Source organism: Wolbachia endosymbiont strain TRS of Brugia malayi (genome assembly GCF_000008385.1).
GTDB lineage: Bacteria > Pseudomonadota > Alphaproteobacteria > Rickettsiales > Anaplasmataceae > Wolbachia.
On record NC_006833.1, the window covers coordinates 869,983 to 887,826 of the forward strand.

The 17,844-nt window shown below is 34.2% G+C and carries 18 protein-coding genes, 1 tRNA gene and 3 pseudogenes; 9 read left to right on the forward strand and 13 right to left on the reverse strand.

The window, feature by feature from the left end; all coding sequences use genetic code 11:
• Positions 1-65: 65 nt before the first annotated feature.
• The gene (gene lepA, locus WBM_RS04045; protein ID WP_011256865.1) at positions 66-1,862 is read right to left on the reverse strand and encodes a translation elongation factor 4; all 1,797 of its coding nucleotides are present in this window, start codon (positions 1,860-1,862) and stop codon (positions 66-68) included.
• A gap of 80 nt (positions 1,863-1,942) precedes the next feature.
• A complete protein-coding gene (locus tag WBM_RS04050; protein ID WP_041571494.1) occupies positions 1,943-3,346 on the reverse strand; it encodes a malonyl-CoA decarboxylase in 1,404 nt (467 codons plus the stop codon).
• A 313-nt stretch (positions 3,347-3,659) separates the two neighbouring features.
• Between WBM_RS04050 and WBM_RS05835 the strand changes: the two genes are divergently transcribed.
• The gene (locus tag WBM_RS05835) at positions 3,660-3,806 is read left to right on the forward strand and encodes a hypothetical protein (RefSeq protein WP_158676305.1); all 147 of its coding nucleotides are present in this window, start codon (positions 3,660-3,662) and stop codon (positions 3,804-3,806) included.
• 346 nt (positions 3,807-4,152) lie between these two features.
• The gene (locus tag WBM_RS05560; protein ID WP_041571495.1) at positions 4,153-4,404 is read left to right on the forward strand and encodes a hypothetical protein; all 252 of its coding nucleotides are present in this window, start codon (positions 4,153-4,155) and stop codon (positions 4,402-4,404) included.
• 315 nt (positions 4,405-4,719) lie between these two features.
• Here WBM_RS05560 and WBM_RS06580 read toward each other — a convergent pair whose 3' ends face one another.
• The 7 genes and pseudogenes from WBM_RS06580 to pgsA form a co-directional block, all read right to left on the reverse strand.
• Positions 4,720-5,097: a hypothetical protein gene (locus WBM_RS06580; RefSeq protein ID WP_225416110.1), complete on the reverse strand. Its 378-nt coding sequence runs from the start codon at positions 5,095-5,097 to the stop codon at positions 4,720-4,722.
• A 326-nt stretch (positions 5,098-5,423) separates the two neighbouring features.
• Positions 5,424-6,149, reverse strand: a pseudogene (locus WBM_RS06875) (SPFH domain-containing protein).
• A gap of 41 nt (positions 6,150-6,190) precedes the next feature.
• Positions 6,191-7,011, reverse strand: a pseudogene (locus WBM_RS06990) (M23 family metallopeptidase); the annotation flags it as partial.
• Between the two features lie 319 nt (positions 7,012-7,330).
• The gene (locus tag WBM_RS04080) at positions 7,331-8,080 is read right to left on the reverse strand and encodes a YebC/PmpR family DNA-binding transcriptional regulator (RefSeq protein ID WP_011256868.1); all 750 of its coding nucleotides are present in this window, start codon (positions 8,078-8,080) and stop codon (positions 7,331-7,333) included.
• A 65-nt stretch (positions 8,081-8,145) separates the two neighbouring features.
• Positions 8,146-8,859: an outer membrane protein assembly factor BamD gene (locus tag WBM_RS04085; RefSeq protein ID WP_011256869.1), complete on the reverse strand. Its 714-nt coding sequence runs from the start codon at positions 8,857-8,859 to the stop codon at positions 8,146-8,148.
• 577 nt (positions 8,860-9,436) lie between these two features.
• Positions 9,437-10,420, reverse strand: coding sequence for a hypothetical protein (locus WBM_RS04090; RefSeq protein WP_011256870.1), 984 nt, complete (start codon positions 10,418-10,420; stop codon positions 9,437-9,439).
• A gap of 108 nt (positions 10,421-10,528) precedes the next feature.
• Entirely contained in the window at positions 10,529-11,071 is a 543-nt protein-coding gene (pgsA, locus tag WBM_RS04095; protein ID WP_011256871.1) for a CDP-diacylglycerol--glycerol-3-phosphate 3-phosphatidyltransferase, read from the reverse strand.
• Positions 11,072-11,215: 144 nt separating this feature from the next.
• On the opposite strand from pgsA, the gene WBM_RS04100 reads away from it, so the two are divergent.
• The 3 genes from WBM_RS04100 to grxD all read left to right on the forward strand — a co-directional run bounded on the left by WBM_RS04100 (position 11,216) and on the right by grxD (position 13,172).
• Complete coding sequence (locus WBM_RS04100; protein WP_083750432.1) at positions 11,216-12,538, forward strand: malic enzyme-like NAD(P)-binding protein; 1,323 nt, start codon at positions 11,216-11,218, stop codon at positions 12,536-12,538.
• Positions 12,539-12,616: 78 nt separating this feature from the next.
• Entirely contained in the window at positions 12,617-12,835 is a 219-nt protein-coding gene (locus WBM_RS04105; protein WP_011256873.1) for a BolA/IbaG family iron-sulfur metabolism protein, read from the forward strand.
• 16 nt (positions 12,836-12,851) lie between these two features.
• A complete protein-coding gene (grxD, locus tag WBM_RS04110) occupies positions 12,852-13,172 on the forward strand; it encodes a Grx4 family monothiol glutaredoxin (protein WP_011256874.1) in 321 nt (106 codons plus the stop codon).
• A 109-nt stretch (positions 13,173-13,281) separates the two neighbouring features.
• On the opposite strand, the gene WBM_RS06590 is transcribed toward grxD, so the two are convergent.
• From WBM_RS06590 to WBM_RS04120, 4 genes are all read right to left on the reverse strand, one after another.
• Entirely contained in the window at positions 13,282-13,428 is a 147-nt protein-coding gene (locus tag WBM_RS06590) for a hypothetical protein (protein WP_225416111.1), read from the reverse strand.
• The gene (locus WBM_RS06595) at positions 13,406-13,771 is read right to left on the reverse strand and encodes an efflux RND transporter periplasmic adaptor subunit (RefSeq protein WP_225416143.1); all 366 of its coding nucleotides are present in this window, start codon (positions 13,769-13,771) and stop codon (positions 13,406-13,408) included. Before WBM_RS06595 ends, WBM_RS06590 begins: the two co-directional genes overlap by 23 nt.
• Before the next feature lie 15 nt (positions 13,772-13,786).
• The gene (locus WBM_RS06600; protein WP_225416112.1) at positions 13,787-14,020 is read right to left on the reverse strand and encodes a hypothetical protein; all 234 of its coding nucleotides are present in this window, start codon (positions 14,018-14,020) and stop codon (positions 13,787-13,789) included.
• A gap of 347 nt (positions 14,021-14,367) precedes the next feature.
• Positions 14,368-14,441 (reverse strand) — tRNA-Arg (locus WBM_RS04120).
• 152 nt (positions 14,442-14,593) lie between these two features.
• On the opposite strand from WBM_RS04120, the gene WBM_RS04125 reads away from it, so the two are divergent.
• The 4 genes and pseudogenes from WBM_RS04125 to cysS all read left to right on the forward strand — a co-directional run bounded on the left by WBM_RS04125 (position 14,594) and on the right by cysS (position 17,842).
• Positions 14,594-15,370 (forward strand): ABC transporter ATP-binding protein, encoded by a 777-nt coding sequence (locus tag WBM_RS04125; protein WP_011256875.1) that lies wholly within the window; start codon positions 14,594-14,596, stop codon positions 15,368-15,370.
• Between the two features lie 134 nt (positions 15,371-15,504).
• Positions 15,505-15,672: a twin-arginine translocase TatA gene (locus tag WBM_RS04130; protein ID WP_006013840.1), complete on the forward strand. Its 168-nt coding sequence runs from the start codon at positions 15,505-15,507 to the stop codon at positions 15,670-15,672.
• Positions 15,673-15,820: 148 nt separating this feature from the next.
• Positions 15,821-16,477: an exopolysaccharide biosynthesis protein gene (locus tag WBM_RS04135; protein ID WP_011256876.1), complete on the forward strand. Its 657-nt coding sequence runs from the start codon at positions 15,821-15,823 to the stop codon at positions 16,475-16,477.
• Positions 16,470-17,842 (forward strand): annotated as a pseudogene (cysS, locus tag WBM_RS04140) (cysteine--tRNA ligase). Before WBM_RS04135 ends, cysS begins: the two are co-directional and overlap by 8 nt.
• The last annotated feature ends 2 nt before the right edge of the window (positions 17,843-17,844 follow it).

The following is a 17,844-nucleotide window of genomic DNA, read 5'->3' on the forward strand; positions in this document are numbered from 1 at the left end:
GTACAAAGATTAGATAAATTCGCAGTTAAGCATTATATTTTACTAAATTTCCTACTTTCTATGCATCAATCACCTATTTTCAAAGCTTGAATAAAAGCATTATGTGGAATGTCCACGTTTCCTACAGAATATAGTCTTTTCTTGCCTTTCTTTTGCTTTTCTAAAAGCTTCATTTTTCGTGTTACGTCTCCACCATAGAGTTTAGCTGTTACATCCTTTCTATATGGGTTAATCGTTTCTCTTGCAACAATTTTACCGCCCACTGTTGCTTGAATTGCAATTTTATATTGCTGACGTGGTATTAAATCTCTCAAGCGCGCACATATTTCACGTCCTCTTTTCTCAGATCTACTTTTGTGAACAATACAGGCCAATGCATCTACAGGTTCTCCATTAACTAAAAAGCTCAATTTATCTATTTGACTTTCCTGATAATTGGAAATTTCCCAATCCAAACTTGCGTATCCCTTAGAAATCGATTTCAACCTATCATAAAAATCCAAAACAACCTCAGACAGTGGCAACTTATACTTCAACAACGCTGTCATTGTGTTACCAACGTAAGATAAATCCTCCTGTTTTCCTCTCCTTTCATCACATAGAGATAGAATTTCCCCTAAATATTGGTCGGGTACCATTATAGTTGCAGTAATCCATGGCTCTTCTACTATTTTAATCTTTACTGAATCTGGCATATCATTTGGGTTATGAATATTCAGAGTTTCACCACTTTGCGTTGTAACCTCATATATAACACTTGGTGCAGTTGCCGTTAAGTCCAAATCAAATTCTCTTTCGAGCCTTTCTTGGATAACCTCAAGATGTAGCATCCCCAAGAAACCGCAACGAAACCCATAGCCGAGCGCATTTGAAGTTTCAGCTTCGAAGGTAAAACTTGTATCATTCAAATGTAACTTCTCCAGCGCCTCTCTTAAATATTTAAAGCCATCTGTTTTGTTAGGGAAAATACTACAAAACACCACAGGGTGTATCTCTTTAAAGCCCGGCAATGCTTCACCGCAAGGTTTTTTTTCTTCGGTAATAGTGTCCCCTACTTTGCAGTCTGCCATTTTTCTCATCGAAGCAGTTATAAAACCAACTTCACCTGCTGAGAGTTCACTTGTCATTACTTTTTTAGGAGTAAAAATACCGATATTGTCTACTTGATATACAGCATTGTTAGACATCATAACAATCTTCATGCCTTTTTTTAGCACCCCATTTTTAACTCGTACTAAAATTACTACTCCCAAGTAAGGGTCATACCAACTATCAACTAAAATCGCCTGCAGTGGAGCATTTATATTACCCTGTGGAGCTGGAAGTTTTGTTATTATTGCTTCCAATACATCCCTTATTCCAAGTCCAGTTTTTGCCGATATTAAAATTGACTCACTAGAGCCAATGCCAATTATTTCTTCAACCTGAAGTTTTACCCTTTCTGGATCTGAGGCAGGAAGGTCAACTTTGTTGAGCACAACTATTATCTCATGATTATTGTCAATTGCCTTATATACATTCGCAAGAGTTTGAGCTTCAACCCCCTGACTACTATCTATTACTAAGAGCGAACCTTCACATGCAGCTAAGCTTCGACTTACTTCATACGAAAAGTCAACATGACCTGGAGTATCCATAAGGTTTAAACAATATCGATTACCATCATTTGCAGTATAGTTTAGCCTTACCGTCTGTGCTTTGATTGTGATCCCACGTTCGCGTTCTATATCCATCGAGTCGAGCACTTGATTGGTCATTTCTCTTGCCTCAAGACCATTACACTCCTCTATCAAACGGTCAGCAAGTGTTGATTTACCGTGATCTATATGTGCTATTATTGCAAAATTCCTTACATTGTCCATTGATGGCTATTCTACTCATTTAAGTAGAACTATTTTACATTTTAAGTGTTGTAAGGGCAATTGTTTATTAAGAAACTTATTTACTCCTTTAATATAGACGACACTTTTTTTGAGTGAGAAACTACTTTATTAACCATATAACTCTCATGATTGTTATCTATTTTAGATAATTCATACAAATAGTTCACCATTATCCCAGCTGATTGGCCTATACCCTTTTCAGAGGTATCCGCCATCCAGTTTAGTTGTTTTATCGATGCACCATTACTTAAATGAAAATGCGCCACTGGATCATAAGCACTGCCATTGCTGTTTTTAACCTTTAGCAAATAATGCGCACAAAGCTTCAGCAAGCATTGTTTTACTTCACTTTCGCATTCAACGTTAGTTTTCAATTGACCTATATTTCCTAAAATTTCTGCACTAGATTGTTTTATATTCAGTTTGCTTAACAAAGTAATATCCTGGTTTAAATTTTCTTTTAGCCATTTTGCAAAGCCAGGTATTGGAGAAAGAGTTGCGTACACCTTTATGCTTTTAAATTCATGCGATAATTTTTCCACAACCCTTTTGATCAAAAAATTACCAAGACTGATTCCAGACAACCCTGCTTGGGTATTTGATATTGAATAGAATATGGCAGTGCTTGCATTACTTGGATCGCTTGAAGGTATTGACTCATCTAAAAGGTGTTGAATACTATTTGCTATTTCATTCATCAATGCAACCTCTACAAAAATTAAAGGTTCACTTGGTATTTTATAATGAAAAAAAGCAAAACAGAGATGATCAGAATCTAGCCTGTTTTTTAAGTCACCCCACGAAGAAATTTTATGCACAGCTTCATATTTTATAAGTTTTTCCAACAATGATGCAGGTGAATCCCAGGTTATTTGACGAAGATCCAATAGATCAACATCAACCCAAGTACAAAGTATACTTTTTAATTCGTTCTCTAGCGGATTTAGACTTCTATATTGGCTCTTTAGCTTAAGCACATCAGAACGCATGTCAACAATAAACTTAAGACCTTCTGGTAAAGAGATAAACTGTTTCAATATTTTAGAACGTGGCGATTCAAGAATTCTTATTAAGTCCTGTTCAAATTTATAGCTCAATTCGGAATCTTGATTTTTCTTATATCCTTTTATTTTTTCATCTATTTCCGCTTTGCTTGGATTAAATTTTTCTGCCAGGGTTTGTAGAAACTTTATTCTACCTTTCTCTGATAAACTTAAGTACAGATTACCAAGAGATACAGTATTCTTACGCGCCGAGACTTCCCCCCCTTTTGGATTTAAGCACTCGTTCATCTTTAAAATTAAACTATCGATATCGCGACTACTGCTTAAATCCGGACCAATATTGCCAATCCACGATCTTACAGTATCTGCCACTCCACCAAATATCTTAAAAAAGCTTTTTACTGCTTTCTTATCTTCAACTTTCACTACATTAAATTCAACTAATGATTCTTTTACTATAGACTTCTTTTACCGTATATCTATATTAAACCAAAGAAAAATCTTAGTCCACATAACAGGTACCATTACCAAATCATTAGCAATTTCTATAATAGAATTAACTATAGAGTGTTAACAGAGAAAAATGTTATGACAGAAGCAAAAAAAAGTCCAACGGTTACATTAAGGGCCAAGCTGAAAAGTTTGACTCTAGCAAACTAAGGACTACAAAAGACAATAAATTAGCTAATTCTAGCGAAATGATGTACTTAGATCCTCAAAGAATGAATCTTGTCATCAACAGAAAAAAATAAATAAAAACTTTATTATTGCATTGAAAGAAGGAACTAAGAATTATAAAAGTAAACTTTTTAGTAAAAATGATATCTATAATCTCGTGCGTGGAAAAGAAATAGATACTGAGCAGGGCAGAGTTTTTGTTGATTCAGTGTTTAAAGATCTTGAAAAAGAGCTTACGTAAGGCACATTGCGTGAGTTATGGGATGATCACTACAAAAATCCCGAAATTACTGATCATCAAAAAACTGACGTATATAAAAAAGAGTTCTAAAAATTTTATAATGTAGGCCAGAGTCATAAGCACCTATTACTGAAAAAAGGGAATGAAAATTATCGTCCAATTGCAAAAGAAATTTTTAAGGAAATGTTTAAATATACTAAGTAGAAGTTTCAAGCAACTTCATTTTAGAAGAGCTAGTTACTAATTACAATCAAGCAGGGTATGAATTTACTGTAAGCATGCCCATTCTTGAATGGTTCACTTCTGGAGTATGGATTAAAAGGAAAATATAAGCAAGAATAAAACAATGTATATCAATTGTACTGATTCAAGTAGTGCAGAAGTAAAATCTGATATGTCAGTACCTGTAGTAAAATTTGACAATCTAGGTAAAAAAATATGCGAATTAAACAGCTCACTAGAATTCACACTTGAATCTCAAAACGGTAAAAATGGTGTAATAATAAAGACGGTAAATTATCACTCACTGCTCCTAGAGAGTTGGAAAATCATTACACTATTAGTGAAGAAGAGCAGTTACAATCAGATGATACTGTGAAAAAAAGCCTACTTGATATTTATTATCGAATCTTTTTTAAGCTTTATTGAAAAGTTCGTCGGTACAAAACTTAAAAATAAACAGGGTATTTATCATTGAGTAAAAAATGCGATGATACTAAATCGCAGCAACAGCTCAGAGGTAATGGTAATCAAAGATACTGTCACTCTTGAATAAAAATAGAATATAGCTTAGAAGACTAGCTAAAAGTAGACAGTCTCCTGGAAAGTTAGAAACCACCAGTACATTGTAATGTGCATGTCCGTGATAGTAAGGGATTGTAGTTATTGAATTCTCTAACTTTCACCTCCTCATTTAACATATACCAGCATCATCTATCACTTCTAAATAAACCATTGCCAATATACACCACTGAGAACTTCTACAGATATCCTTGCTATTCAAACTAAGATTAAAGCAAGAATTCTTTCCTGGAAAGGTATGGTCACTAAGATGCAGCTCCCATCTTAATCCTTTAGTTGATATTTGTGCTTTGGGTATACCAAGTAAAGATATTTTAGTATTTCGCGGCAAAGAAAAATGAGTAATGCCTTTCTGTAAGGTGTAACCTATCACGGGAGGCAAATGCGTGTAAAAGATGCTGTCTTTATCTAGAAAAATGCTAATATTCTGTAATATGTAATCAGCTGCTTCTCCAGTAACATCTGTTATTATCGATGGCAATAATTTCATTGTCTTTAAGTGAGCTATAGCTTTAGAAAAGTCGCAATAATTTTAATCAGGCAGATATACCGTGTTTAAACTAGTACGCAAATTCGGATTTATACTATCTAAATCTCCTATTACAAGGTCAGGTTGTATACAATTGATATAAAGCTGATTTTTGTCCCTCCATTTACAGCACAATAGGCATGCCTTGTTTAAAGAACAATGAATTAGGGTATCTCTCCACTTAGTACTATAATGAAAGGATATTATTGGTGTGTGCTGCAATATAGTACATAATTATAAAATGTTTTGTGCGGATTTTGCATCGTATTTGAATAATTGATACTGTATTAATTATTATCCAAACTAACCGTTGGTTGTGCATCTTGCTCAGAGATCAAGGCACCAGTAAATTACTTATCAATGGACTTTCTGCTTTCTATTCAATTGTACGCTTTTGTTTTTTTCAAAATGAGCTATATTTTTTCAATAATTCCTATTGCATTTTACACTATATGTTTTCTTGCAGAGGTAATAGCATGTGCTTGTTGACACCTTAACATTGCTTGTGCAATCTCAGATGAATATACCAAATGAGATATCTTCGCTTCTATAATTTCAATTCCCGCAATATCTAATATTTGCTGTAACATTGACCACAATTCACCTAAAATTTTATCAGAATTTTTACGTAAAGATTACTCATCGTCTTCGCCACCATATGGATAATTGCTTGCCAACTCTCTAATTATTGAGTCACTCTGTATAAAAACAAAGTCATAATAATTATTAACATTATAATATGCTTTTGCAAAACTGCTCACTCTTCAAACAATCATTACTGAAATCTCTACTGGACTGCCGTTTTGCATTATTCACTTTTATTTTTTCTGTAAAGTAAGTTCCCATATAATGACCAAGAAATCCTATCACTCTTGCTCCATTAGGGTTATTGATGAAAAACCTTTGAAAAAAAGCCAACATTGAAATAGTAGCAATTCCAAGTGCAATCGCACTATCATATGCTACAAAAGTACCGATAAAATTAATCCTAACACTATTAGTACAGGAAAAATCTGGAGTTAACTTAACTTTCTATCATTTATCGTATTATTATCTATATTATTCTTATATCACTTGACCCCCCTCTATTGATAGTTTCATCTATTTTATTTATAAAATAGTTTTAAAATCCTTTAATTCGTGATCAAACAACCTCACCTCACTTTCATGTGCTATTGTAAGTGGATTAATGTGTTTGCTGTGTATACAACTTCGCAATGTAAATGTGGTCCTGTTACAATACCAGTGCTACCAACATAAGTATAACTTGTCTCTGCTCTATTCTAGAGCCTAACTTCATATCACTACTAAATCCACTCATGTGCGCACAGCAGGTTAAATATCCGTTCTTATGTTTTATTTTGATGTACTTACCGTATCCTCCTTTATTTCCTATGTATTCTATTACACCTTCTGCAGTAGCGAATACGGGTACCAGGTTTAGCTGCATAACCTACTCCTTGTGAAAAGCAATTTTACCACGAATAGGATGCTTTCTATTGCCCAATTGTAAAGATATACGATAATCTCCGTTAAAGGATTTATAAAAGCTTTATCGTCCTTTAAGCTTATCCCTTCTTTACTAAAATACCCTTCTCTGCCGTTTTGCGATTTGTAATGATATAAACTAAATGGTCTTTTTGTTTGTTGTCAGTAAAGTATACAAAATTTTCTCTTCATTCTTCTGACTATTAAGCGACCTCCCAAAAAGAACTTCTAATCTACTTTCTAGTATAATATCTTTTTTTAATCAATACCAAGATCTTTACATATTTCAATTAATTCCATCACTGTATTTGGTGTTAACCCTTATTCAATTCTTATAGCAAAGAAGAAAGATTTTATGTCACTGGATATGAATAACAACTTTCTATCATGCACTAATTTTCCTGTGTTGCTTTCTGTCATTTCAAAACCCTTTCCTGTCATTCCAGTACGTGATACTGGAATCCAGTTTTTATTATATAACTGTTTAGTGTGTCCATTTGTAATTGAATCTTCTGGATCCCAGTGTCTAGGCACTGGAATGACATCTCTTTTGGTAAAAATTATCCTTATATCACAATGTTCGTACAGTTGTTTGTTTGATACTGGCTCTTTTATCCCGATTACGCTCAGGAATGACATCAAAAGACTGTTGATGCCCTATGGGTATGTAATGGTAAGACAAAAAGTAGTATAAGTATAATTAATTTCATAACTTAAGCGACAGGCCAGCAAAAGCAAAATTACCTTCAACGTATTGCACATCATCATTATCTTCCAACTCTTCAACCAATGCAGATAATTTATCGATCAACTTTTTATCACTAATTTCAATCAGGTCCTTTGGCTGCCATGAAAGTCGAGCAAGTTCTGGCTCTCCAAATTTTGCATAAAAAGCATTACGTACCTTGCCAAAATCTTTTACTCTACAGGTTATAACATATAATCCTTCTATGTTATTTTCCTCAACATTCAATACTTCTAATTCGATTCCATGACTAAATAAATCGTCAAAATTTACACTTTCTGCTTTATAAACGATTAAGCCTACATGATCAAAAAGATAACTTACGCTTCCTGTTTCCCCCAAACTTCCATTTTTGCGAGAAAAAATATAACGCACCTCAGAAGCAGCTCGATTACGATTATTCGTCAGAACATGAACAATGAGTGCAGTACCAAAAGGTCCATGGCCTTCATACTGTATTTCTTCATAATTTTCCCCAGCAACATTACCAGCTGCATTTTTTATTGCTGTTTCTATCCTATCTTTTGGCAGATTTTCTTTGCGTGCAGCAAATACAGCAGAGCGAAGACGCGGGTTGAATTCAGGATCAGGTAGCCCTTGCTTTGCAGCAACTGTTATTTCTCTAATGAGTTTTGTAAATCTTTGAGAGCGCTTTGCATCTTGGGCACCTTTCCGATACTTTATATTTGAAAATTGTGAATGACCAGCCATATTCAAATGGTTAAAAATCTAAATTATACACCGAAGCTGGAGAAAGCTAAAGCAAATTTTCAAGTTTACTGTTCTACAGTATTCTCTTTGAGGTTCTCTGCTAATAGACTTTCATACTGCCCAGCTTCTAGATCAAGACCAAGAGCCGAATAAGCTGCTATTAAATAGTTAATAGATCTGGGGAAATAGCTATAATCCTTACTGCTTATTATATTTTGAAAACGCTTAATTGCTGCTAGATATTCACCACGCCTAAAATAGAACTTACCGATAGAATATTCTTTCTTTAGTATATGATCCGTGATTAGTCTTACCTTTTCCTTCATTTCTTCTATATATTCACTCTCTGAAAAAAGATTAACGTACTCTGCAGCTAGTTCTAAAGCCTTATATGCAGTTTGTTGTCCAAGCTGCACCCTATTAATTTGCATATAATAAGATAACACCCTTAAGTAATACACGTACGGTAAATCCTCACCATTTGGATAAATATATATATAATCGTCCATATCACTTGCAGCACTGCTATAGTCATCCATATTGTAGTGAGAAATACCAGACAACAATTTTGCTTTCATTGCCCAATAAGAAAAAGGATACAAATCCTCAATTTTCCGAAATGCTCTGATAGCTTGTTTGTATTTTTTCTGGTCAAAAAGCTCAACTGCTTCCTCATATAGCTCAGTTTCACTCTTCTCAAGATGAACATCATCACTTGCATATGATCGCGTAAAGGAGCAAACTAGAAAAATAAAGCACGTGATTAAAGCCTTATACATAAAGATTTTTTTATCAAAATAAAGTAAAGTATAGATTAAATATCATCTAAATAAACAAATTTCTAGGATTACCATAAAGTTAAAGCGGCATTTTTTGCTTAGGATCACAATTGTATAGACATTGTTACTTGACAAACTGAGGCTCAAGTAGCTTACAGAAACGAAAAGCTACTTAACAAACCTGGCAACTCTCCTTATCATAGCGCTGAAGCTATTCATTTATTTTCAGTCTATGTAGATAAAATGATAAAAAACTTAATGTACTTGGCGTCTTAAATGTTTAATTTTTTGTACCATGCATATCTCATGTCTTTGTAAACTTTTAAGGTTTTTACCTAATATAAGCTAAGGTACACTTGTTAAGCACTCGAGACAGTAAAAAATGCAATTTAAAAAATAGATAGTAAATAACTAGCTAACAGGGGTTTTTTTGCCTTTTTTCTCATTGGTAAATTTCTTAAATATTTATAACTAAAGATTTACCGGCAACTACTGCTTGTTAGCGGGATCTATACCGCAGCGATATGACAACATTAAGCACTGGAATGATATCGTTTACTACGAACATCACATTATATCACATGTTTGTGCAGATATGAATCGAGTCACGATCTACTATATCGATCACACTAGCGCCTGTTATACTTTTTCCACTGACTTTTACATTCTTCAACTCCCTCTTATAAGAATGTGTAATGAGTCCACTTCCTACTATCAAAAGAGCAATAGCTGCTAAACCTAGAGCAGGACTTAATGATGATGCTAATGTTATTAACATTACCCTTCTTATTAACATTACAGAAGAACCAGCAAGCATTAACCCAGCCATAGGTATATTGCTATTATTTTTGCTGAGTTCCTCAGCATGGCTAAGTTTCTCCGTTTCCCTTTCCTTATTTTCTTTATTTTCTTTTTTATAATTATAAAAAGCTATGGCGAAAGAAAGTATACTAGCTGTGAAAAAAAGCGCTTCCTCTGCCACTTTAAGTGGCGACACTTCATCCATTATCTGACCCACAATAACCAACACAGTTGATATTACCTCAATATAAGCCAAACATTGATCTATATCAGGACAGTTGTACTTTTTCTTTTCTATTTCTCTTCCATTTTCAATATTTTCCAACTCTCGTTCTTTTTGTATTATCTTTCTATTATTGTAAATTAGATATAGCATACAAATAAGAGATAGGACTGAAAAAGGCAGTAAAGTATGACCTAGTCCAACACTTATTACAACGAGTAATATCTGATCGCTACATATTTTTTTTAGCTCAATAGCCATGAGTAACGCAAATGGGATCATTGTAGCCAATGATACATATTGCCTATATAACTCTCTTTTTTTTAGTGTTAGTAGTTCTTGTTCGAGCTTTTTCTTTTTTTCCGCTTTTTCTCCTTTCAGCGTTGATAGCTCCAGTTTCTTCCTTTTCTCTGTTTCCTCTTTTAGTGCTAATAACTCCTGTTCAAACCTTTCTTTTTTGACTTCTCCATCAACTGTTGGACAAAAATCTCGAAAAAAATCTTCAGCAGAAAATTTAGTTCCAAAGTTACTAGTCATATAAATCCTATTGACCTATGAACCAACATATTATACAAGATTTTAATTATTCAGTCAATACTAATGAAATATTAACGTATCTTATCTATTAATTAATCTTCAAAAAATTCAGTCAATTTGTTTAATGCCAGCTAGAACATAATTATAACCAGACCACACAGTCATAACAGCTGCAATCCATAAACAAACTGCACCCATATATTGAACTGTCTCATAATCGTTCATTATTAGTGCCACTACAGCAACCATCTGTAAAAATGTTTTGATTTTTCCAGCTTTACTTACAGGTAAGCTAACATTCTTAGCTATTAGAAACTCCCGCAAACCCGAAACTAATATCTCCCGACAAACGACTATAACTGATGGTACTATCGTGTAATCATTGATCTTATGCTTATAAACCAGCATCATTATCGTTGAAACCACTATTAATTTATCAGCAATTGGATCAAATAGCCTGCCAAATTTTGATTGAACTTTCCACGCACGCGCTAGGTAACCATCAAAAAAATCTGTAATGCACGCAAATATAAAGATTGATATTGTTATCAAGTTTGCATATCTATTTTCTATATAAAAACTCAATATTATTGCTGGTATTGCAAGTGCACGGGAAATTGTAAGTGAATTAGGCAGGTTTTTCTTAAACATGTAGTGCAATTTCAATCCAGCATGATAAGCTTATACAGAAGTAGAGCACAATTCACAAGTTAATAGTTTGCAATTGAACATTTACAAAAACCTAGTATACTTAAAAGTTTACTAGCCATGAACTCAAAATATAAGGATGTAATGATGAATGATGATTTAGATAGTACAACAAAACAAGAGGCACTTAAGTATCACATTAGAGGTGGCAATCCTGGTAAAATATCCATCTTGCCAACAAAATCTTTGTCTACTCAGTATGACTTGTCACTTGCCTATTCTCCTGGAGTTGCAGCTCCATGCCTTGAAATAGCCAAAAATCCTGATGTGGTCTATGACTATACGGCAAAAAGCAACTGTGTTGCTGTTATTTCAAACGGCACTGCAGTACTTGGGCTCGGCAATATTGGTCCTCTTGCCTCAAAACCTGTTATGGAAGGCAAAGCTATGCTGTTTAAGCGTTTCGCTGATATTGACGCAGTTGATATAGAAGTCGATACAGAAAATATAGAAGACTTTATCAATGCAGTAAGATACCTTGGGCCAAGCTGGGGAGGAATAAATTTAGAGGATATAAGATCCCCCGATTGTTTTATAATAGAGAAACGTCTGAATGAATTAATGGACATTCCAGTGTTTCACGATGACCAACATGGAACTGCAGTGGTTGTTGCAGCTGGCATAGAAAATGCTCTTGATATTGCTGGAAAGAAATTAGAGGACGTTAAGATCATCATGAATGGTGCTGGAGCAGCCGGTATTGCATGTTTAGAAATACTCAAGTCCATGGGCGCTAAAAATATAGTGCTATGTGATAAACAAGGAGTAATATACAAAGGTAGAAATGAGGACATGAATGAGTGGAAGGAAAAATACGCAACTGATACTAAAGAACGTTCTCTACTTGATGCAATAAAAGACACTGATGTATTTATCGGGCTATCTGCAAAGGATGCATTAAATGAAGAGATGTTAAAAAACATGGGTCAAAACCCAATTATTTTTGCTCTTGCTAATCCTGACCCAGAAGTAAGGCCTGAGCTTGCAAAATCTGTGAGGCCAGACGCAATAATTGCAACTGGTAGATCAGATTATAACAACCAAGTTAACAACGTAATGGGGTTTCCTTATATATTCAGAGGAGCACTCGATGTACATGCAATGACAATAAATAATGAAATGAAAATCGCAGCTGCAGATGCAATAGCAAAGCTCGCTCGTGAACCAGCACCTGACGAGATATCTGCAGTCTATGGTGGCCGTAAAATGAGCTACGGACGTGAATACATAATACCTACCCCTTTTGACCCAAGACTAGTTTCTATAGTATCTCCTGCCGTTGCAAAAGCTGCAGTTTGCTCAGGTGTTGCAAAAAAGGAAATACAAGATTGGAGCAAATATGCAAATCAATTAAAATCTCGTCTTGCTAATGCTCTTAACACGCTGAACCTATTGTCCTCACAATATTAGCAACTTATAACCAATAATTTAATTGCATACAGTTGTTTCAGATTTATAATATAAAGTATTGTAATTTAAAGTAAATGAATGGTTATTGTAATTCATGAATTAGGGGAAATTATCAGACAATTATTTTCTGATGCTGACATAAAGATTAATGATCTTGCTGGAGATGATAGTCATTACTATTTAAAAATAACCTCCAAGCACTTTCTCGAAAAGACAAAAATAGAACAGTACAGAATAGCATATAAGGCCTTAGAAGGTCAGTCTATACATGCATTGCAATTAGAAACTAGTACTTAGAATTAAGGTAATATTTATGAGCAATTTCGAACAAATAAAAAAAGACATAACAGAAAATGATGTGGTGTTATACATGAAAGGTACATCTGATTTTCCTCAATGCGGATTCTCTGGACTTGTTGTATCAATCCTCAAAAAATTGAATGTGAAATTTAAGTACATCAACGTTTTAGAAAATGATGAGATACGTCAGTCCATAAAAAAGTTTTCTAATTGGCCAACAATTCCACAACTATACATAAAAGGAGAGTTTATTGGTGGCTGTGATATTACTCGCGAGATATATGAAAAAGGCGAGTTACAGAGTTTGCTAAAAGAAAAAAAGATTGTTGAATAAAATTTTAAAAAAACTTGGGCTCCTGAAAGCTAAACCCTATACCAGATTTAACAAATGAGTAGCCTAATGCTATTAATTTTATAGGCTTATCTTTATTATTTGCCACTATTCAAACTCCATCGCTCTTACGGTCAATGATTTTTATTGGTGTAAATACTACATAATTATTGTCATCAACGATCTTTACCCCAAGAATACCTTCATCATTTAAGCCAAGAGCCAAAGAAGGAATCTTACATGCAAACTTTTTGCCCAAAAGGCAGCTTTACATTGGCAGTTGGTCCTTGCAAAAACATAATTTCATCATTAATTATCTTCACCTCTACCCTATAAGATCCAGTTTTAGGTTCAACAATTTTACTAACAAAACTTACTTTGCCCTCCAATTTCCTTTCGTCTAGCAAATCAATTTGAGCTGTGCTGCCTAGTTTTACCTTGTTTACTTCACCTTCCGAAAGGTATAACACCACAAGAACTTGATCAAAATTAGCCACGTCAGTTATTTTTTGACCAGCGTTAATAAAATTCCCTTTGTTTATGTGGATTTTATCTACGTAGCCATCAATAGGAGACTTAACTGCAGTACTTCTAAATTCAATTCTAGCCCCTTTAGGTCAGCTTTTGCACTTTTGCAACGCAGTAAAAGCTGCTTCTACTTGTACTTGCGCTTTATAGCCTCTTTTACTAAGCTTGACCAAGGAGTCATATTCAACTTCGCGCTGCTTTAACAAAGCTCTGGCCTTTTCAACTTGTTCAGCTCTGCCATGATCTTCTATTTTCAACACTACATTATCCTTTTTTACCTTCCCACCATCAGATAAATAAATAGCAGCAACTTTACCACTCACTTCCAAGGTAAGGTTGGCCTATGTAAGGGATTTACTGTACCAGAAAAATTCAAATATACAGTGCGATTTCGCGCTTCATTATTTTTGAACTTTTACTGAAAAGCCATTAGTTATATTATTACATAAACCACTTGACCTTTCTTTAAAAACACATTTTTAATAAAAAACAGTAAAATAGGAGCAATACCAGAAATAATGATTACTTTACTTCTCATCTTTAAGTAATAAAATTTGTTGACCAATTTTGTTAAAACGATCGCATAAATTAAATTTTTGAATTAGGAATACTAAGTGAGTATATTGCTTCCATTGCCACTTCACAAATAGTTCTGTAAATAAGCCCACAATGGGACTAGTGCGACTTGAACGCACGACCTTCGGATTAGGAATCCAACGCTCTATCCTACTGAGCTATAGTCCCGTGTTTTCTATTATTTGTGCAAGATTATAGCAAAAATCCTGTATTCTCCTAGATCTCTTGCATAACCAATTTACAACAGCATAAAACATTTTTGTATATTTCTTGAGTACAATGTTATTATACTTAATAACACAGTTTAAGTTGAAAGGTTAATGTTAGTTAACAACATCAGTTATCTTTATAACAATCAAGACGACTTTGCTTTAAATAACATAAACATTAAAGTAAAAAGAGGAAAAGTTGCGTGTCTATTGGGGCATTCAGGCTGCGGCAAGTCAACAATTCTGAAACTAATTGCAGGAATAGAAAATCCAAAATCTGGAACCATTTTTATAAATGATAAGCTAGTTGCAAGCAGTAGCACATCAATTGCCATAGAGCATAGAAATATCGGATTGATCTTTCAGCATTCTGCATTATTTCCTCACAAAACAGTAGTAGAGAACGTAACTTTTGCTATTCGCAGTTCTTCCAAGAAAGAAAAGCATCTCATTGCATTGGAAATTTTGAAACTATTGAACATAGCAAAATATGAAAACATGTATCCTAATGCTTTATCTGGAGGGCAGCAACAATTAGTTGCAATAGCAAGAGTAATGGCACAAAACCCTGATGTTGTTTTGCTCGACGAGCCATTTTCTAACTTAGATATACTATTAAAGTGTCAAATAAGACAACGTATATTATCTCTCTTTAGAAGTAAAAACATTCCTGTGCTAATGGTAACTCACGACCCGCAAGAAGCATTGAAAGTCGCAGATTTTATCTATGTAATGAAAAATGGTAGAATTATTCAGTCGGGAATTTCTAGTGATATATATCACAGGCCTAAAGATGATACGCTAGCAAAGTTCTTCAGTGAACTCTCTTCTACTCTACAGTTAGGTGAGAAGTTTCCACTTGATGGCGCATTTGCTGTAAGAAAATAATCTAGTCTAAAATTATTATAAAATAGAACTAAACATTAAAAAATTTTGATCTATAATTAAATAAAAGGCGATATAATTACTTGACTTCAGTCGGGTTTTAATATCTAAATTAACATCTTAAATGGAGGTACACAATGAGTTTAGGCCCATGGCAATTATTTCTAGTCTTAATAATAATATTAGTTCTGTTTGGCGCAGGTAGGTTACCACAAGTTATGGGTGACTTAGGAAAAGGTATTAAAAACCTTAAACAAGAACTTAAGGACTCAGAGAAACTATCATCTAACGAACCAGATCGTTAGCGTCTTCATACTTCATGATATGCACTTTCAGTGCGTATCATTTGTTAAAAACTTGGTTAGGTTAAAGAATTAAAGAGAGGTGAAATATCAGATTGAAATACGGCGATAATTGTGTTAATTAGAAGGAATAGTTTGTTGAAGGGTAACTGTGCAAAAAAGTGAGAAACTAGCCGAAAATAAAAAATTAGCGTCTGACATTCTAAAAGAAGTTGCAGACACCAATAATGCTAATAACGATAAAGTGACATTGTTTGATGTTAAAGCAGCTTTGCAAGAGCGCGGTTTTGGTATTTTAATAATTATTTTTTCCTTGCCACTATCGGTGCCTATACCAGTTCCACCTGGCTATACAACTATACTTTCTATACCTCTAATCCTATTTGCACTACAGCTTTTGTTTGGTTTCCACTCTCCTTGGATGCCTCACTGGTTGGAAAGGAAATCTTTCCAATGTTCAACGCTAGCTCTTGTGGTAGAAAAAACTTCCCCTGCGTTAAAAAAAATAGAAAAGTTCATGAGACCAAGAATGTCTTTTATTTTCTATGGACCAGGCGAAAAGATTTTAGCATTTATAATGCTGCTCTGCGCATTATCTATAGCCATTCCACTGCCTTTAACTAACTTTATTCCTGCAATCGGCACAACTCTCATTTCACTTGGCATTATGAGTAAAGACGGACTTCTCTCTATCTTGGGAGTCTTAGTATCACTGTGCGGGTTATTACTTACTCTTGTTGTACTAGTCAAAGGACCACAGCTCATACTTGGAGCATTTTCTTTTCTAAAAAGTTTTGTATATGGTTAGGCTTTACAACACTTTAACAAAAAAAAAGAGCTTTTTACACCGATCAATAAAGATCATGTAACAATGTATGTTTGCGGACCAACGGTATATGATACAGCACACATAGGTAATGCACGTTCTATTGTTGTTTACGACGTGTTATTTCAACTGCTTAAATTTTGTTATGGCAAAGCCACTTACGTGCGTAATATAACCGACATTGACGATAAGATAATAAATGCAGCAAATGAGAAAGACAGCAGTATAGAAAGTATCAGCACATATTATACTAGGGCTTTTCACGAAGATATGAGAAGCATAAATTGTGTAGAACCAACACATGAGCCAAAAGCAGCGGAAAATATAAAATACATTATCGAATTAATCGAATATTTATTGCAATCTGGTCACGCTTATGAATCCAATAAACATATATACTTTAGCATAGAGTCTTACCCTGAGTATGGCGCTCTATCAGGAAAAAAAATTGATGAATTGGAGCATGGTAGCAGAGTTGAAGTTGGCGAAAATAAAAAGCATCCAGGAGATTTCGTACTGTGGAAACCTGCAAACGACACTGATTACAAGCTTTCAAGTTACTGGAATAGCCCATGGGGAGAAGGAAGACCAGGATGGCACATAGAATGTTCAGCAATGTCATATGCTTACCTCGGCAAAGATTTTGATATTCATGGTGGTGGTATAGATTTGCAATTTCCTCATCACGAAAATGAAATTGCACAAAATAAATCTGCATTTGCTGGATCAATGTTTGCAAAATATTGGGTACATAATGGTTCTCTTACAGTAAACAAAGAGAAAATGAGCAAATCTTTATTTAATATAGTTAAGGTAAGAGATTTACTGGATAGCGGAATAAAGGGTGAAGTAATACGTTACGCACTGTTCAAAACTCACTACAGAAAACCACTAGATTGGACAGAAAGTGTTATTTCTGAATCGCAAGAAACTTTAAATAAATTTTATCGGTTACTACGTGGCATAGATGTAGCAAGCATCGAAAAGAGTGATGTAGAAGTCTCTAGAGACTTTATAGAAACTTTAAAAAACGACCTAAATATTCCTGAAGCTTTAGCTATATTGCATGAAATGGCTACCAAAATTAATAAAACAAATAATGAGAATGAGAAGCTCAAATTAACTGAAAGTTTTATTAAGAGCGCAAGGTTTATTGGTCTTCTTGAGTCAAGCTATCAAGAGTGGTTCACTGCCGGTATAAGTTATCAAGAAATAAAAAGATTGATAGATTTAAGAAAAGTAGCAAAACAAAATAAAGATTACGATGCTGCAGATAAAATAAGAGATCAATTAAAACAAATGGGAGTTACAATTTCTGACAATGAAGACGGTACAACAACCTGGTAAAT

What these genes read in the sequence shown, in the direction of transcription:
- WBM_RS04100 (WP_083750432.1), top strand. Translation starts at nt 11,216, where the DNA reads ATGAATGATGATTTAGATAGTACAACAAAACAAGAGGCACTTAAGTAT.
- WBM_RS05560 (WP_041571495.1), top strand. Translation starts at nt 4,153, where the DNA reads ATGTATATCAATTGTACTGATTCAAGTAGTGCAGAAGTAAAATCTGAT.
- WBM_RS04130 (WP_006013840.1), top strand. Translation starts at nt 15,505, where the DNA reads ATGAGTTTAGGCCCATGGCAATTATTTCTAGTCTTAATAATAATATTA.
- WBM_RS04105 (WP_011256873.1), top strand. Translation starts at nt 12,617, where the DNA reads ATGGTTATTGTAATTCATGAATTAGGGGAAATTATCAGACAATTATTT.
- WBM_RS04090 (WP_011256870.1), bottom strand. Translation starts at nt 10,420, where the DNA reads ATGACTAGTAACTTTGGAACTAAATTTTCTGCTGAAGATTTTTTTCGA.
- pgsA (WP_011256871.1), bottom strand. Translation starts at nt 11,071, where the DNA reads ATGTTTAAGAAAAACCTGCCTAATTCACTTACAATTTCCCGTGCACTT.
- WBM_RS04125 (WP_011256875.1), top strand. Translation starts at nt 14,594, where the DNA reads ATGTTAGTTAACAACATCAGTTATCTTTATAACAATCAAGACGACTTT.
- WBM_RS04080 (WP_011256868.1), bottom strand. Translation starts at nt 8,080, where the DNA reads ATGGCTGGTCATTCACAATTTTCAAATATAAAGTATCGGAAAGGTGCC.
- WBM_RS06580 (WP_225416110.1), bottom strand. Translation starts at nt 5,097, where the DNA reads ATGAAATTATTGCCATCGATAATAACAGATGTTACTGGAGAAGCAGCT.
- lepA (WP_011256865.1), bottom strand. Translation starts at nt 1,862, where the DNA reads ATGGACAATGTAAGGAATTTTGCAATAATAGCACATATAGATCACGGT.
- WBM_RS04085 (WP_011256869.1), bottom strand. Translation starts at nt 8,859, where the DNA reads ATGTATAAGGCTTTAATCACGTGCTTTATTTTTCTAGTTTGCTCCTTT.
- grxD (WP_011256874.1), top strand. Translation starts at nt 12,852, where the DNA reads ATGAGCAATTTCGAACAAATAAAAAAAGACATAACAGAAAATGATGTG.